This is a genomic window from Bacillus sp. LJBS17 (assembly GCF_019334685.1).
Lineage (GTDB): Bacteria > Bacillota > Bacilli > Bacillales > Bacillaceae > Bacillus > Bacillus subtilis.
In genome coordinates this window covers 3645384-3661472 of the sequence record NZ_CP079759.1, presented here as the reverse complement: position 1 = coordinate 3661472, position 16089 = coordinate 3645384, and the positions used below count along the sequence as shown (strand labels likewise).

At 42.4% G+C, this 16089-nt stretch carries 13 protein-coding genes; 8 read left to right on the top strand and 5 right to left on the bottom strand.

Features of this window, described 5'->3' with window-relative positions; translation table 11 throughout:
* Positions 1 to 238 precede the first annotated feature (238 nt).
* The 5 genes from pgsB (at position 239) to pgdS (ending at position 4609) form a co-directional block, all read left to right on the top strand.
* Complete coding sequence (pgsB, locus tag KXZ66_RS18905) at positions 239 to 1420, top strand: poly-gamma-glutamate synthase PgsB (RefSeq protein WP_003227883.1); 1182 nt, start codon at positions 239 to 241, stop codon at positions 1418 to 1420.
* Positions 1421 to 1434: 14 nt separating this feature from the next.
* Positions 1435 to 1884: a poly-gamma-glutamate biosynthesis protein PgsC gene (gene pgsC / locus KXZ66_RS18900; RefSeq protein ID WP_003227889.1), complete on the top strand. Its 450-nt coding sequence runs from the start codon at positions 1435 to 1437 to the stop codon at positions 1882 to 1884.
* Positions 1885 to 1902: 18 nt separating this feature from the next.
* On the top strand, positions 1903 to 3045 hold the full coding sequence (gene pgsA, locus KXZ66_RS18895) for a capsular polyglutamate synthetase PgsA (protein WP_003227891.1): 1143 nt from the start codon (positions 1903 to 1905) through the stop codon (positions 3043 to 3045).
* A 14-nt stretch (positions 3046 to 3059) separates the two neighbouring features.
* On the top strand, positions 3060 to 3227 hold the full coding sequence (gene edmS / locus KXZ66_RS18890) for an extrachromosomal elements maintenance protein EdmS (RefSeq protein ID WP_003227896.1): 168 nt from the start codon (positions 3060 to 3062) through the stop codon (positions 3225 to 3227).
* Between the two features lie 140 nt (positions 3228 to 3367).
* Positions 3368 to 4609 carry a gamma-DL-glutamyl hydrolase gene (gene pgdS / locus KXZ66_RS18885; RefSeq protein ID WP_151870016.1) on the top strand — a complete coding sequence of 414 codons (1242 nt, stop codon included), beginning with the start codon at positions 3368 to 3370 and terminating at the stop codon, positions 4607 to 4609.
* 33 nt (positions 4610 to 4642) lie between these two features.
* Here the strand turns inward: pgdS and ywtE are convergent, their stop codons facing one another.
* Complete coding sequence (gene ywtE / locus KXZ66_RS18880) at positions 4643 to 5503, bottom strand: 5-amino-6-(5-phospho-D-ribitylamino)uracil phosphatase YwtE (RefSeq protein WP_003227900.1); 861 nt, start codon at positions 5501 to 5503, stop codon at positions 4643 to 4645.
* Positions 5504 to 5660: 157 nt separating this feature from the next.
* A complete protein-coding gene (locus KXZ66_RS18875; RefSeq protein ID WP_015384821.1) occupies positions 5661 to 6647 on the bottom strand; it encodes an LCP family protein in 987 nt (328 codons plus the stop codon).
* 332 nt (positions 6648 to 6979) lie between these two features.
* Here KXZ66_RS18875 and KXZ66_RS18870 point away from each other — a divergent pair, with 332 nt between their 5' ends.
* Positions 6980 to 8353 (top strand): sugar porter family MFS transporter, encoded by a 1374-nt coding sequence (locus KXZ66_RS18870; protein WP_070547904.1) that lies wholly within the window; start codon positions 6980 to 6982, stop codon positions 8351 to 8353.
* Between the two features lie 36 nt (positions 8354 to 8389).
* On the opposite strand, the gene KXZ66_RS18865 is transcribed toward KXZ66_RS18870, so the two are convergent.
* The 3 genes from KXZ66_RS18865 to KXZ66_RS18855 are packed head-to-tail and all read right to left on the bottom strand — an operon-like array spanning position 8390 to position 12074.
* A complete protein-coding gene (locus tag KXZ66_RS18865) occupies positions 8390 to 9514 on the bottom strand; it encodes a spore germination protein GerBC (protein WP_070547902.1) in 1125 nt (374 codons plus the stop codon).
* Entirely contained in the window at positions 9511 to 10617 is a 1107-nt protein-coding gene (locus KXZ66_RS18860) for a spore germination protein GerBB (RefSeq protein WP_021480748.1), read from the bottom strand. Before KXZ66_RS18860 ends, KXZ66_RS18865 begins: the two co-directional genes overlap by 4 nt.
* 5 nt (positions 10618 to 10622) lie before the next feature.
* Positions 10623 to 12074, bottom strand: coding sequence for a spore germination protein GerBA (locus tag KXZ66_RS18855; RefSeq protein ID WP_070547900.1), 1452 nt, complete (start codon positions 12072 to 12074; stop codon positions 10623 to 10625).
* A 265-nt stretch (positions 12075 to 12339) separates the two neighbouring features.
* Between KXZ66_RS18855 and manA the strand changes: the two genes are divergently transcribed.
* Together manA and lytD are read left to right on the top strand one after the other, a co-directional pair.
* Entirely contained in the window at positions 12340 to 13290 is a 951-nt protein-coding gene (gene manA, locus KXZ66_RS18850) for a mannose-6-phosphate isomerase, class I (protein ID WP_070547898.1), read from the top strand.
* A 128-nt stretch (positions 13291 to 13418) separates the two neighbouring features.
* Positions 13419 to 16061: a beta-N-acetylglucosaminidase LytD gene (gene lytD / locus KXZ66_RS18845; RefSeq protein ID WP_163138362.1), complete on the top strand. Its 2643-nt coding sequence runs from the start codon at positions 13419 to 13421 to the stop codon at positions 16059 to 16061.
* Positions 16062 to 16089: the final 28 nt, after the last annotated feature.

Sequence of the window (16089 nt, the reverse complement as noted above, 5' to 3'; positions counted from 1 at the left end):
TATCAGGAGAAAAATGAAAGCGCATTCTCTTTGGTTTTTAAAAAAAGTGATAAGGTGTAAGTCCTGCTGTTTTCCAAAAATAGAAAACAGTTTGTAGGTATAAAATCTCTTTCAAAAGAGAAGTTTGGCTTAGTCGATTAGGGAAGATTATGTTACATAATGCCGATTGAGAATTCATAGTGATTCTATATACTGATGAATGAATTTACAACAATATAGAAGGAGATGTCGAAAAGCAATGTGGTTACTCATTATAGCCTGTGCTGTCATACTGGTCATCGGAATATTAGAAAAACGACGACATCAGAAAAACATTGATGCCCTCCCTGTTCGGGTGAATATTAACGGCATCCGCGGAAAATCGACTGTGACAAGGCTGACAACCGGAATATTAATAGAAGCCGGTTACAAAACTGTTGGAAAAACAACAGGAACAGATGCAAGAATGATTTACTGGGACACACCGGAGGAAAAGCCGATTAAACGGAAACCTCAGGGGCCGAATATCGGAGAGCAAAAAGAAGTCATGAGAGAAACAGTAGAAAGAGGGGCTAACGCGATTGTCAGTGAATGCATGGCTGTTAACCCAGATTATCAAATCATCTTTCAGGAAGAACTTCTGCAGGCCAATATCGGCGTCATTGTGAATGTTTTAGAAGACCATATGGATGTCATGGGGCCGACGCTTGATGAAATTGCAGAAGCGTTTACCGCTACAATTCCTTATAATGGCCATCTTGTCATTACAGATAGTGAATATACCGAGTTCTTTAAACAAAAAGCAAAAGAACGAAACACAAAAGTCATCATTGCTGATAACTCAAAAATTACAGATGAATATTTACGTAAATTTGAATACATGGTATTCCCTGATAACGCTTCTCTGGCGCTGGGTGTGGCTCAAGCACTCGGCATTGACGAAGAAACAGCATTTAAGGGAATGCTGAATGCGCCGCCAGATCCGGGAGCAATGAGAATTCTTCCGCTGATCAGTCCGAGCGAGCCTGGGCACTTTGTTAATGGGTTTGCCGCAAACGACGCTTCTTCTACTTTGAATATATGGAAACGTGTAAAAGAAATCGGTTACCCGACCGATGATCCGATCATCATCATGAACTGCCGCGCAGACCGTGTCGATCGGACACAGCAATTCGCAAATGACGTATTGCCTTATATTGAAGCAAGTGAACTAATCTTAATCGGTGAAACAACAGAACCGATCGTAAAAGCCTACGAAGAAGGCAAAATTCCTGCAGACAAACTGCATGATCTAGAGTATAAGTCAACAGATGAAATTATGGAATTGTTAAAGAAAAGAATGCACAACCGTGTCATATATGGCGTCGGCAATATTCATGGTGCCGCAGAGCCTTTAATTGAAAAAATCCACGAATACAAGGTAAAGCAGCTCGTAAGCTAGGGGGAAATGCAGACATGTTCGGATCAGATTTATACATCGCACTAATTTTAGGTGTACTACTCAGTTTAATTTTTGCGGAAAAAACAGGGATCGTGCCGGCAGGACTTGTTGTACCGGGATATTTAGGACTTGTGTTTAATCAGCCGGTCTTTATTTTACTTGTTTTGCTAGTGAGCTTGCTCACGTATGTCATTGTGAAATACGGTTTATCCAAATTTATGATTTTGTACGGACGCAGAAAATTCGCTGCCATGCTGATAACAGGGATCGTACTGAAAATCGCATTTGATTTTCTATACCCGATTGTACCATTTGAAATCGCAGAATTTAGAGGAATCGGCATCATCGTGCCAGGTTTAATTGCCAATACCATTCAGAAACAAGGTTTAACTATTACGTTCGGAAGCACGCTGCTATTGAGCGGAGCGACCTTTGCAATCATGTTTGTTTACTACTTAATTTAATGTAAGGTGTGTCAAACGATGAAAAAAGAACTGAGCTTTCATGAAAAGCTGCTAAAGCTGACAAAACAGCAAAAAAAGAAAACCAATAAGCACGTATTTATTGCCATTCCGATCGTTTTTGTCCTTATGTTCGCTTTCATGTGGGCAGGAAAAGCGGAAACGCCGAAGGTCAAAACGTATTCTGACGACGTACTCTCAGCCTCATTTGTAGGCGATATTATGATGGGACGCTATGTTGAAAAAGTAACGGAGCAAAAAGGGGCAGACAGTATTTTTCAATATGTTGAACCGATCTTTAGAGCTTCGGATTATGTAGCAGGAAACTTTGAAAACCCGGTAACCTATCAAAAGAATTATAAACAAGCAGATAAAAAGATTCATCTGCAGACGAATAAGGAATCAGTAAAAGTCTTGAAGGACATGAATTTCACAGTTCTCAACAGCGCCAACAACCACGCAATGGATTACGGCGTTCAGGGCATGAAAGATACACTTGGAGAATTTGCGAAGCAAAACCTTGATATCGTTGGAGCGGGATACAGCTTAAGTGATGCGAAAAAGAAAATTTCGTACCAGAAAGTCAACGGGGTAACGATTGCGACGCTTGGCTTTACCGATGTGTCCGGGAAAGGTTTTGCGGCTAAAAAGAATACGCCGGGCGTGCTGCCCGCAGATCCTGAAATCTTCATCCCTATGATTTCAGAAGCGAAAAAACATGCGGACATTGTTGTTGTGCAGTCACACTGGGGACAAGAGTATGACAATGATCCAAATGACCGCCAGCGCCAGCTTGCAAGAGCCATGTCTGATGCGGGAGCTGACATCATCGTCGGCCATCATCCGCACGTCTTAGAACCGATTGAAGTATATAACGGAACCGTCATTTTCTACAGCCTCGGCAACTTTGTCTTTGACCAAGGCTGGACGAGAACAAGAGACAGTGCACTGGTTCAGTATCACCTGAAGAAAAATGGAACAGGACGCTTTGAAGTGACACCGATCGACATCCATGAAGCGACACCTGCACCTGTGAAAAAAGACAGCCTTAAACAGAAAACCATTATTCGCGAACTGACGAAAGACTCTAATTTCGCTTGGAAAGTAGAAGACGGAAAACTGACGTTTGATATTGATCATAGTGACAAACTAAAATCTAAATAAACGGAGTGATAAAGATGAAATTTGTCAAAGCCATCTGGCCATTTGTTGCCGTAGCCATCGTGTTCATGTTTATGTCAGCTTTTAAATTCAATGATCAGCTGACAGATCAGGAAAAACAGAAGATTGATATGGAAATGAATAAAATCCAACAGCAGGAAGAACCGGTAAACGCCAATAAATAATTCAAAAAAGAGAGTGTCTGATGAGACACTCTCTTTTTATTTGCCCAGCATATTCATTCTGTAAAAATATCAAAAAGTCTCTTAACATATTCAAAAAAATACCGATGTTAAAACTGCAAAAAGAGGAGGAGATAATAAAAGTGAACACACTGGCAAACTGGAAGAAGTTTTTGCTTGTGGCGGTTATCATTTGTTTTTTGGTTCCAATTATGACAAAAGCGGAGATTGCGGAAGCTGATACATCATCAGAATTGATTGTCAGCGAAGCAAAAAACCTGCTTGGATATCAGTATAAATATGGCGGGGAAACGCCGAAAGAGGGTTTCGATCCATCAGGATTGATACAATATGTGTTCAGTAAGGCTGATATTCATCTGCCGAGATCTGTAAACGACCAGTATAAAATCGGAACAGCTGTAAAGCCGGAAAACCTGAAGCCGGGTGATATTTTGTTTTTCAAGAAAGAGGGAAGCACCGGCACTGTTCCGACACATGACGCCCTTTATATCGGAGACGGCCAAATGGTTCACAGTACACAGTCAAAAGGGGTTATCATCACCAATTACAAAAAAAGCAGCTATTGGAGCGGAACTTATATCGGGGCGAGACGAATCGCTGCCGATCCGGCAACGGCTGATGTTCCTGTCGTACAGGAGGCTGAAAAATATATCGGTGTCCCATATGTGTTTGGCGGAAGCACGCCGTCAGAGGGCTTTGATTGCTCGGGGCTTGTGCAATATGTGTTTCAACAGGCACTCGGCATTTATCTGCCACGATCAGCCGAACAGCAGTGGGCAGTGGGCGAGAAGGTAGCCCCTCAGAACATAAAGCCTGGTGATGTCGTCTATTTCAGCAATACGTATAAAACGGGAATTTCACATGCAGGCATTTATGCGGGCGCAGGCAGGTTCATTCAGGCAAGCCGGTCAGAAAAAGTAACCATTTCCTATTTGTCAGAGGATTACTGGAAATCGAAGATGACGGGTATTCGCCGATTTGACAACCTGACAATCCCGAAAGAAAATCCGATTGTTTCCGAAGCGACGCTTTATGTCGGAGAAGTACCTTATAAACAGGGCGGAGTAACACCTGAGACAGGATTTGATACAGCTGGATTTGTCCAATATGTATACCAGAAAGCAGCTGGTATTTCCCTGCCTCGATACGCAACAAGCCAGTACAATGCCGGAACTAAGATTGAGAAGGCGGACCTGAAGCCGGGAGACATTGTGTTCTTTCAATCAACAAGCTTAAATCCCTCCACCTATATCGGAAACGGACAAGTTGTTCATGTCACATTATCAAACGGCGTGACCATCACCAATATGAACACTAGCACATATTGGAAGGATAAATACGCAGGAAGTATACGGGTGCAATAAAAGAAAAAGACTCCAATCTCTGGAGTCTTTTCTTTATGCATATTGTCCTGAAAGAAGCTGGTCTATAAAGTAGGCCACACCATTTTCGTCATTGCTTTTTGTGACAAAGGTGCTTTTTTCTTTTAATTCATCAATCGCATTTTCCATGGCGATACGGTGTCCGGCGACTTCAAACATGGATAAATCGTTTGGACTATCGCCGATCGCATAGATATCCTGTGGTTCAATTCCGTATAGGTCAGCGAGCTTTGTTAACGCGCGTCCTTTTCCTGACGAGGCCGGCAGGATTTCGATAATATGTTTTCCTGAAGAGGTTTGAGCCAGTTTTTTATGATGCTTCAGTTCTTCCTTCGCTTGTTTCAGCTTGTCCATATCAAAGGAGAAGCAAAGAAGCTTATAAATGTTTTCACTCCCGTCAAAAACCGATTCGATATGAGGGATTGGTTTAATGCCAAACTGTTTGAATTGAGTCATGGCTCCTTGCCACAATTCATCCGTCTGCTCGTTTGGGTTTGCGCTCTTTAGAATGTCAAGCTCCGCGTGCAGCTTAGCTTCGCCGTCAAAAGGAGAAAGCAGATGGTCATCTGTATATACCTCAAAATAAATGTTTTTTGAAAGTAAGTAATCAGCAATCGCTTTACCGGCTTCCTGATCCATTAATGTCCGGCTGATCAAACGGTAACCCGTGTCATGGATCGTGCCGCCATTAGCTGCAATGATAGGGATGTCCAAGTCATTCAGCAGCGCTTTTACATCAAATGTCGCTCTTCCCGTGCAAATGGTGACGAGGATGCCGGCATCAACGGCCCGCTTGATCGCCTCTCTGTTTTCCGCAGAAATGACGCTTTCTTTATTCAGTAATGTTCCGTCTAGATCAATCGCAATACATTTCATATGTAGGGGAACCTCCTTAAAAATGAAGCTGCTTCGTGTAGTATGTTCAGCTTGCCTGTGAAACATAATCCATATAAATTAAGGCTAATCGTTACTTTGATAATTTTCAACAAAATAAGTAAAAAAAAACGAAATGGCTTTTGCCATTCCGTTTAAATCAGTTATTTAGGGCATCTTTTAGTTCAGTTTTTACTTTTTCAAGTTTTTTATTATCAAGCTGCAAGTAATACAGTTTTTTGCCCTCACGAGAGCTATAGAGATACATGTCTGATCCCGTAAGCTGCTCAGAATCAACTGATTTTAAAGACGCTATAAAAGGAAACAAACCGATTGCGTCATTTAACGATAAATTCATCTTTAAATTTTTCCCTAGACTATCAACAATATCATCATAGGCTGGAATAGAGCTTAAAGATTTAGATTCTTTAATAATTGCATTTAAGACTTCCATCTGTCTTTGGCCGCGTTGAAAATCTGTATCGGCTTTACGCGTTCTTACATACGCAAGTGCCTCTTCCCCGTCGAGTGTTTGAACGCCGGTTTTTAATACAACTTTTCCTTTTGTATCCTTTTTAATTTGATTAACAACTTTTTCACTTTTTACATTTACACTCACACCATTTAACTCATTAACAACATCTTTAAAGGCAGCAAAATTACTTTCTACTACATAATCTACTGGAATATCCAATAGATTTTCTACTGTTTTTGCCGTGAGTTTTACGCCGCCATATGCATGAGCATGAGTGAATTTATCATAGCCATGGCCTGGAATATTTACATAAGAGTCCCTAGGAATGCTTAACATTGTAGCTGTTTTGTTCTTCCGGTTAAAAGTAACCAATACATTGGCATCACTTCTAGCATCATCAACTGTCTCACCACTTGCGTCTCTTGCATCGATACCGAGAAGCAGTACAGTAAAAGAATCTTTTTTCGGATCAAATTCTTTAATACGTTTTACGGATTGACCATTCTCATTCAGATCAATATGAGCTTCTTTAGAAGCATTGTTCAGCTTTACAAAAGCATAGGCGCCGACAGAGCCTGCCGCAATGACTAAGAAAGCCATTAAACCGGCAACGACTTTTACCCATTTTCTCAGTTTTCTCTTTTTCTTTCTGCGCTGTGATCGTTCTTCCATATATCAATACCTCACGTTTCTTTATTATTTGAAGCGTACCATTCATTTTGCCATGGGGCAACTCCTCGAAAGACATTTTTCGATAAATATTCCTATATTTATAAGTTCTTGTTTTTGAAAATTGATAATGATGATGTGCTGAATCACCTTATATTGGACGCCGCAGCAGGTAAAATGTTTCAGTGACATTGAAAAAAATACAAGTAAATGATTGGAAAACTTATGATCAGCAAAATAAAAAGGTTTAATAGCCGGAAAAAGAGGCTAAAAGATTTCTAAAAAAATCCCACAGACAATGTCATTTCAGCTGATGGAGAAAGGGAGTCATTTTTATGAAAAAGCAGTCAAATATATGGCTTTATTTTTTCGGAGCTCTTGGAGGCGCGTTATATGGCTATGATACCGGAGTGATTTCCGGAGCTATTTTATTTATGAAAAAGGAGTTAGGCTTAAACGCGTTTACAGAAGGTCTTGTTGTCAGCTCCTTGCTGGTTGGGGCGATATTAGGCTCAGGAGCGGCCGGCAAGCTGACTGACCGTTTCGGAAGAAAAAAAGCAATTATGGCAGCCGCGCTGCTGTTTTGTATAGGCGGTCTTGGTGTGGCACTGGCCCCAAATAAGGGAGTCATGGTGCTGTTTCGCATCATTTTGGGACTTGCAGTCGGAACATCGACGACAATCGTGCCCCTTTATTTATCTGAACTGGCGCCAAAACATAAACGCGGGGCGCTGTCATCGCTGAATCAGCTGATGATCACGGTCGGCATCCTTCTTTCTTACATTGTCAATTACATATTTGCCGATGCCGAAGCGTGGCGCTGGATGCTTGGATTGGCTGCTGTGCCGTCATTGCTCTTGCTCATTGGCATTTTGTTTATGCCGGAGAGCCCGCGCTGGCTGTTCACGAATGGCGAAGAAAGCAAAGCGAAGAAAATTCTTGAAAAATTGCGTGGCACAAAAGATATTGATCAGGAAATACATGATATAAAAGAAGCGGAAAAGCAGGATGAAGGCGGCCTGAAGGAGCTGTTCGATCCATGGGTGCGCCCAGCGCTTATTGCAGGTTTGGGACTCGCTTTTTTGCAGCAATTTATCGGAACGAATACGATCATCTACTATGCGCCAAAGACCTTTACAAACGTCGGATTCGGAAATTCCGCTTCGATTTTAGGCACAGTCGGAATCGGCACAGTCAATGTTCTCATGACATTAGTAGCGATTAAAATCATCGACAAGATTGGAAGAAAGCCGTTACTGCTATTCGGGAATGCGGGAATGGTGATCAGCTTGATCGTTCTCGCTTTAGTAAATCTCTTTTTCGATAACACTCCTGCTGCCTCATGGACGACAGTCATTTGTTTAGGTGTCTTTATTGTTGTCTTTGCAGTCAGCTGGGGACCGGTTGTGTGGGTGATGCTTCCTGAATTGTTCCCCCTTCACGTCAGAGGGATCGGAACCGGGGTATCTACCTTGATGCTGCACGTTGGGACATTGATTGTTTCATTAACCTATCCAATATTAATGGAAGCGATCGGCATCAGTTATTTATTCCTGATTTATGCGGCGATCGGTATCATGGCGTTCTTATTTGTCCGTTTTAAAGTGACAGAGACAAAGGGAAAAAGCCTTGAAGAAATTGAGCAGGACTTAAGAAACAAAAACGGGCAGGGAGGATCAGCTGGAAAACAGCAGACTGTCGGAACATAAAAAAGGGTGCGCGATCATGCGCACCCTTTTGATTGCTTACTTTCCCACCGTGCCAAAGTTAATGATTTTAAAAGAAATATCGTACTTAAAATCAGCCTCAGAAAATATTTCATCCCAATGCCCTTTTACTTTATTCCAGTAGTCAGGGTGTTGAATCCTTATGTGGTCTGATAAAAAGACCGGATCGGTTTTATACTCGTGCTGCAGTTTATCCATTACCTGCTTTACGTCTCGTTCAAGCTTTTTCTCAAAAATGTTCTCCAGCCTGTGCAAATATCTTTTGCTAAAGGAGTTTTCATTCGGGTTTTGGTCTTCTGTCAGGAAACCCTTTGTTTTGACAGAGACCTGAAAGACAGGCTTCCCATTTTCAATGGACGGCTTGATTTTAGATTTCGACTTTTTAACCTCAAACGTAATCGGATGACCTTTAACTGTTGTCGGCATAACGCCGCCTTGGATCGTCCCCATGACCCAGGTCAGTGTCTGGGTTTCATCAGCAGAAAGAAATCCGACGAGTTTATTGCTGCCGCTTTTGATAATGCCTGCCCCGTCATACTTTGCTTTTCCCTTTTGGTTTTTTACGGCTTGAATAAGAAAACTGTAGCCATTTTGGCAATAGATAGAAGCTCTGCCGATACGAAGCGGCATCATAATCTTCCCGTTATACCCGCTGTTATTGGTCAGATCAATTAGCTTTTCGGAAGGCATCGGCAGCTGCTGCTTCGGACTTCCTTTTGTGAAAATATCTCCGGCTGTCCCTCTTGCTGCCATCAAATAGCTGCTGCGCCGCAGCTCATCATCCCGGATAAAATGATTGAAGACCTGATCTATGTTTTGATTCCTCATTAGCTTTTCTCCAAGAAGAATGACTTTTAAATGATCGCTATAAATAGGAGGGTCCTTGATGGATACATCACTGACTGCTTCTAGAATGGTTTTCCCATGGGATGTCACATTGACAAATTCGGGTTTTCCGGATGCTTGGCTGTCTTCACTTTGGGGAAGAAGGTTTTGGTATGTTAATTTATACTGGTGGTTATCCGTTTCATCGAGCGCAAGTCCTCTCGCGAAAGACAATTTTTCAATATTTTTTACATCCCAGCATCCGCAGAGCATCTGCAGCATCAGAACCATTACAAAAAGTTTCAGCATTGTCTTCATTGCAGCTGCCCCCTCCCCAGTTTTTTCTGTATCCAGCTTAAAAACCAGATGAAAAATGGTATTACAATGATGCCTAGAAATATATATCCGAGAAGTGTACCGTAATAAAACACGGCATTAAGATCTTCAGGAAACATTGATAGAAAAAATGTAACAGCCAGCAATGCAGTAAGCAGCCAAGGATTGTTTTTATTTTTCAGGTGGAAGATATCTGTTAATCCGATATGCGCCCCTTTAAAGGAGCCGAGCATACATGCAAATTGCTGTGCTGTCCAAGTTAACTGTAAAAACAGGTCAAACCGTTCAATAAAAATGCCCGGGATTTCTAATGCATGAATGAGTGAAATCGTCGGCCACGTCACTGTTTTTGCCTCAGCCACACTCATACAGCCAATGACAATAAACAAAGTAATGCTGTAGAAAACAGTTGAGGTTACAATACCAAAGGCGACAGCTTTTTTTACCTGCTTTGGATCTTTCATAAAGGGAACGAGATAAAAAATAATTTCAAATCCAGAAAAATATAAAAGGGTTTTAGGAAATAAAGAAAAAAAACTTTGAAAGCCGCCTTCAAAAACGGGCCGTATAAAATCTAACTGAAACAAACGAAAGCTAAACATCAAAAGCATGAGAAAAATAATAATTGTAATAGGGAAGATATATGCATATACCTTCGCAATGGGGTATACGCCCCCAGCCACATGATAAATGGCAACTGCCAGAAAAATGATCACAACAACCGCCATCGGTGTGTTTTTTAAAAGAAAGAATCCGACAACCTCGCCTAAAATCCGTGTCTGAAAACATACGATACCGATAAAATACAGGGAAATAAATACATTCAAAAAGAAACCAACCACTTTTCCCGCTGCAATGCTGTTGAGCTCAAAAATCGTTTTCCCGCTGTTTCGTTGAAGAAAAGGCAAAAAAAGCAGAGAAAAAATAATAAAAATAACGCCCTGCAGCAGGATCATGATCCATCCAATCGGACTGTCGGTTTCAGCGGCTGAGCGGGGAAGGGTTAAGACGCCAGCACCGATCATTGTACTGCTTACCATAATAAGCGTCTGCATAAATGTAAGCTTGTCCTCTGATTGCCTCATAGCCATCACCTTTGTCTGATTTTATCTTTTGTGCCTTTGCGGGTAGGTCTTCTTTTTAAAAATAGGGTGGGAACGCGAATAATCGTGTCTTTCAAATCTTGTCCGGGCTGTGCCATTATCGGAATAATGTAATCCTGGCCAAAGCTTTTCAAACGCATTAAATGGCCAATTACTAACAGAAAGACCATGATGACGCCATACATGCCCAATACAGCTGCACTTATCATTGCTGCGATACGAATAATCCGCAGCGGAAAGTTAAAGGCGTATGAAGGAACGGTAAAGGACGCCAATGCCGTAACGGAAACGACAATGACCATCAGTGCGCTGACAATTTGCGCCTGCACAGCTGCCTGTCCGATGACAACGCCTCCAATAAGCCCAATCGTCTGTCCGATCGGCTTTGGCAGCCGTAAACCGGCTTCCCGGATCAGTTCTATCGTAAATATCATAATAAAGGCTTCAACAAAAGGCGGAAAGGGCACATTCAGCCTGCTGCCTGCAATTGAAATAGCCATTCTCGTCGGCAAAAGCCCCGTATGGAAGGAAACGAGAGAAATATATAAGCCCGGCAAATAAATGGTAATCAGGATGCTGGAATAACGAAGCAAACGAATAAGTGACATTGTAATCCAGCGCTGGCTGTAATCATCCGGTGAATGAATAAATTCATCAAGCGTTGCGGGGACAACGAGTGCAAACGGCGTGCCATCCACCAAAATGGAAACCCGGCCTTCCAACAATGAGCTTTCTACACGATCTGGACGCTCTGTACTTAAGATCGTCGGAAAGATCGAAAAAGGTTCATCTTCAATGAGCTGCTCAAGTGTGCCTGATTCCGGCAAATCATCTGTTATGATGGATTTTAGGCGTTTAAACACTTCTTTTACGACATAATCAGGGGCAATATCCTGAATATATGCGACAGCTATCTTTTTTTTTGTCCTTTTGCCTATCGTCATTTCTTTTATGATGAGATTAGGGTCACTCGTCCGCTCTCGTAAAAGCGCCGTGTTTGTCCGGAGATTTTCAATAAAGCCAATCTTCGGACCGCGTTCTACGATTTCAGAGGAAGGTTCTTCAAAGGCGCGCGTCATGAATGTTTTCGTATCAAAAGCCAGCCCTCCGCTGTATCCATCGGCCAGCAAGATGGCATGTCCGGAAAAAATAAGCTGCTGTATTTCCTTTATAGTAGAGATTACATTGTGATGATAGCCGAAAAAGAAAGCGGATAAATCTTCAATCAAGCCCTCTTTTTTGTCTAACGCTTCTTTTTGTAAAGGAGAAATGACGTATTGCGCCAGAAGTTTATTTTCTGTCAAACCGTCAATATACAGTAGGCACGCTTTCTGTCTGTTGCCTCCAAATGAAAACGTATAAAACATGATATCGTCGTTTTGTCCCAACTTTTTTTTCAATGTCTCTATATTGCGTTGGAGATCAGAGTCGATTTGCATAGTTTCTCTCCTTCGTAAACAGATTGACGGTTTTTATTAATTTGTATCAAAAAAGGAGAATTATTCTTATCGAGGAAAAGGCTGAAACAAAGCTTCTTTTCGACGTGATATAATAGATAGGAAGCGTTTTCTTTGAAGGGGTAGTGAAAAGATGATGCTTTGTACATATGTTGTCATCGGAAAAAAGATAGCTTATACGGGCGTTTGTAAGAGGGGCGCACCGGGAAAATGATGATCAGTTATTTACAGGGGAGGGGTACGGATCATGACGCAATCACCGATTTTTCTAACGCCTGTGTTTAAAGAAAAAATCTGGGGCGGAACCGCTTTACGAGATAGATTTGGATACAGTATTCCTTCAGAATCAACGGGGGAATGCTGGGCCATTTCCGCTCATCCAAAAGGACCGAGCACTGTTGCAAATGGCCCGTATAAAGGAAAGACATTAATCGAGCTTTGGGAAGAGCACCGTGAAGTATTCGGCGGCGTAGAAGGGGATCGGTTTCCGCTTCTGACAAAGCTGCTGGATGTGCGGGAAGATACGTCAATTAAAGTTCACCCTGATGATTACTATGCCGGAGAAAACGAAGAGGGAGAACTCGGCAAGACGGAATGCTGGTACATTATCGACTGTAAGGAAAACGCAGAAATCATTTACGGGCATACGGCCCGCTCAAAAACCGAACTTGTCACAATGATCAACAGCGGTGACTGGGAGGGCCTGCTGCGAAGAATCAAAATTAAACCGGGTGATTTTTATTATGTGCCGAGCGGAACGCTGCATGCATTGTGCAAGGGGGCCCTTGTTTTAGAGACTCAGCAAAATTCAGATGCCACATACCGGGTGTACGATTATGACCGGGTTGATAGCAACGGAAGTCCGAGAGAGCTTCATTTTGCCAAAGCGGTCAATGCGGCCACGGTTCCCCATGTGGACGGGTATATTGATGAATCGACCGAATCAAGAAAAGGAATAACCATTAAAACGTTTGTCCAAGGGGAATATTTTTCGGTGTATAAATGGGACATCAATGGCGAAGCTGAAATGGCTCAGGATGAATCCTTTCTGATTTGCAGCGTGATAGAAGGAAGCGGTTTGCTCATGTATGAGGACAAAACATGTCTGCTCAAAAAAGGCGATCACTTTATTTTGCCGGCTCAAATGCCCGATTTTACGATAAAAGGAACTTGTACCCTTATCGTGTCTCATATTTAAACTTAATCTCACTTCGAGATTAAGTTTTTTTATTAGAAAATGGAAGTGATTCACCTATAAATGAAGCATGCGCGTGCCGATAAATAAACTAGTTTTATATACTCATAGAATAAGAAAGAGGAGAAGGAATGAAAAAGAGACTAATCGCACCTATGCTTCTATCCGCCGCGTCCCTTGCCTTTTTTGCCATGTCTGGTTCTGCCCAGGCAGCCGCGTATACCGACTACTCACTATATAAAGTAGAGCCGTCGAATACATTCAGTACAGAAAGCCAAGCCTCACAAGCTGTCGCCAAACTGGAAAAAGATACTGGCTGGGATGCATCCTATCAGGCTTCAGGCACAACAACGACCTACCAAATTTCCGCCTCAGGCATTCATAGCGAATCAGAAGCGAAAGCAATACTGAGCGGACTCGCCAAACAGACATCGATTACAGGAACGTCAAGTCCTGTTGGACGCAAACAGCCATATGTCACCATCTCGTCAGGTGCCATCTCCGGAGAAAAACAGGCCAACACTATCCTAGCAAAGCTGAAACAGGAGACGGGAGTGGCTGGCGCTGTAAAAGCTTACGGAGCAGCTCGGCCCTATATGAACGTCATGACATCAGACATTGCTGATGAGACAAAAGTCAAGGCGCTTATCCAGAGCCTGGCCAAGCAAACGGGGATTAAAAGCTCGTATCAGCCCATCACACACACGGTGTCTGTCACAACCATTCAGTCTGGCACAATCGTGGGAGACAGCAGAGCAGCGCAGATCAAAAACGCCTTCCAAAAGGAATCTGGGCTGCAGGCATCATTAAAGGAAACAGTGAAAGGGCAAGCCTATTATACGTTCGCAACTGCTGCCATTTCAGGTGAAGCGAATGCCAAGACTCTATTGCAGCAGCTGAAACAGAGCACTGGCATCACAGGCAGCTACAAGTCCATCAATCAAAAAACAACCGTTGAGTCATACAATGTCCAATCAGCTTATTTCAAAGGACTGAATACAGTAAAGGATGCCATCAGCCAAATCAAGAAAAACACCGGCGTATCCGGCAGTTATCAACAGGTTGGAAAAAGCACATCATATACCGTGAATATGAAGGGTATAACAAAACAGCAGCTCCAAAAAATAGACACTTTCTTTAAAAAGAAAAAATGGCATTACACGTCATCCAGCGTCAAAAAAACGACAACGTCTGCAGCTTATCAAATCACGACGGCAAAGATTTTAGGCGAGCAGCAAGCAAACAAAGCAGCAGCCTTCTTTGCTCAGAAAAAAGTAAAAGCTGCAAAAACAGCAGCTGGATCAACAGCAGAAAATCAATATCAGCTCATTTCAGAAGAAACATCAGATCAAGCAAAGGTCACAAAGGGTTTGAACATATTAAAGAAAAATCAGCTGAGTGCTTCTGCGAAATCCGTCAAAAAACAAATAGCTGACACGTTTAAAATCACAACCGAATCTCTGCTTGATCAAACGAAAGTCAATCAGGCACTCACGTTTTTCAAATCGAATCATATATCAGCAGCAAGCCAGAAAACCGGTCAGACAGCTGCGAGCAGCTACCAAATCACAACTGAAGCTATCATCAGCCAAGAAGAGATTGACCGCGTTTTAACATTTTTCAAACAAAATAAAATCGCAGTCACAACATCAAAAACAGGCCAGACTGCATATACACAATACAAAATCGTGACAACACAGCTCAGCAGCAAAACAGCATTGAACAATGGGTTAACCTATCTTAAATCGAAAAGTGTAACCCCGAGCTATACAACGAAAAGCAATACGCTTTTTAAAATCAGCGTAAATGAGCAGTTCACAGGCAATGATACAGCTGCTGCGGCATCAACGAAGCTAAAACAATTATACGGATGGACATCATCTATCGTGAAGATCAAAAACGGCCCGCAAATCATGAAAACAAATTACAATCTCTCGCTTCGTGATATGGTCCAAAAACAAATGACAGTAAGTCCGCAAACAGACGGAGCGGCTTACGTATCGCTCACGTACATTAATACAGCAACATCAACCGTTACGGCTGATGTACTAAATATCCGGTCAACGCCGGAAGTCAGCCCGACAAACGTGATCGGCCAATTTAAAAAAGGCGATAAAGTGAAAATCATCGGACAGATAAACGGCTGGGCTAAGATCAATTTGGGCTGGCGAAACGCAAGCAGTGATGAAGTAGTTCAATACGTGGATCCAAATAACTTTACCAGAGACAGCAAATACTACTTCCAATTTCTCAAGCTGTCACAGACAGCGGGCCTCAGCGTTACTGAGGTCAATCAGAAAGTGCTTGCGGGTAAAGGCATCCTGACAGGGAGAGCAAAGGCATTTATCGATGCCGCCAATCAATATAGCATCAACGAACTGTATTTAATCTCACACGCTCTTCTGGAAACAGGAAACGGGACATCCGCCTTAGCCAATGGATTAACCTATAACGGAAAGACCGTATACAACATGTATGGAATTGGAGCATACGACAGCAATCCGAATTACTACGGAGCCAAATATGCGTACGAACAGGGCTGGTTCACACCAGAAGCGGCCATTATCGGCGGAGCTAAATTCATAGGCTCATCGTATATCCACAACACAGCTTACAATCAGGACACACTGTACAAAATGAGATGGTCAGCTACAGCGACACATCAATACGCAACAGACATCGGCTGGGCGTACAAACAAGTAAACCGCATGTACAGCCTGTATTCATTGCTGGACGGTTATACACTTTACTTTGATGTTCCGGAATATCAATAAAAAAAACACCTTTTGCGGCTGCAAAAGG

Bases quoted from the DNA above. Each gene is read 5' to 3' on its own strand.
- pgsB (WP_003227883.1), top strand. From the start codon at position 239: ATGTGGTTACTCATTATAGCCTGTGCTGTCATACTGGTCATCGGAATA.
- pgsC (WP_003227889.1), top strand. From the start codon at position 1,435: ATGTTCGGATCAGATTTATACATCGCACTAATTTTAGGTGTACTACTC.
- pgsA (WP_003227891.1), top strand. From the start codon at position 1,903: ATGAAAAAAGAACTGAGCTTTCATGAAAAGCTGCTAAAGCTGACAAAA.
- edmS (WP_003227896.1), top strand. From the start codon at position 3,060: ATGAAATTTGTCAAAGCCATCTGGCCATTTGTTGCCGTAGCCATCGTG.
- ywtE (WP_003227900.1), bottom strand. From the start codon at position 5,503: ATGAAATGTATTGCGATTGATCTAGACGGAACATTACTGAATAAAGAA.
- KXZ66_RS18875 (WP_015384821.1), bottom strand. From the start codon at position 6,647: ATGGAAGAACGATCACAGCGCAGAAAGAAAAAGAGAAAACTGAGAAAA.
- KXZ66_RS18870 (WP_070547904.1), top strand. From the start codon at position 6,980: ATGAAAAAGCAGTCAAATATATGGCTTTATTTTTTCGGAGCTCTTGGA.
- KXZ66_RS18865 (WP_070547902.1), bottom strand. From the start codon at position 9,514: ATGAAGACAATGCTGAAACTTTTTGTAATGGTTCTGATGCTGCAGATG.
- KXZ66_RS18860 (WP_021480748.1), bottom strand. From the start codon at position 10,617: ATGAGGCAATCAGAGGACAAGCTTACATTTATGCAGACGCTTATTATG.
- KXZ66_RS18855 (WP_070547900.1), bottom strand. From the start codon at position 12,074: ATGCAAATCGACTCTGATCTCCAACGCAATATAGAGACATTGAAAAAA.
- manA (WP_070547898.1), top strand. From the start codon at position 12,340: ATGACGCAATCACCGATTTTTCTAACGCCTGTGTTTAAAGAAAAAATC.
- lytD (WP_163138362.1), top strand. From the start codon at position 13,419: ATGAAAAAGAGACTAATCGCACCTATGCTTCTATCCGCCGCGTCCCTT.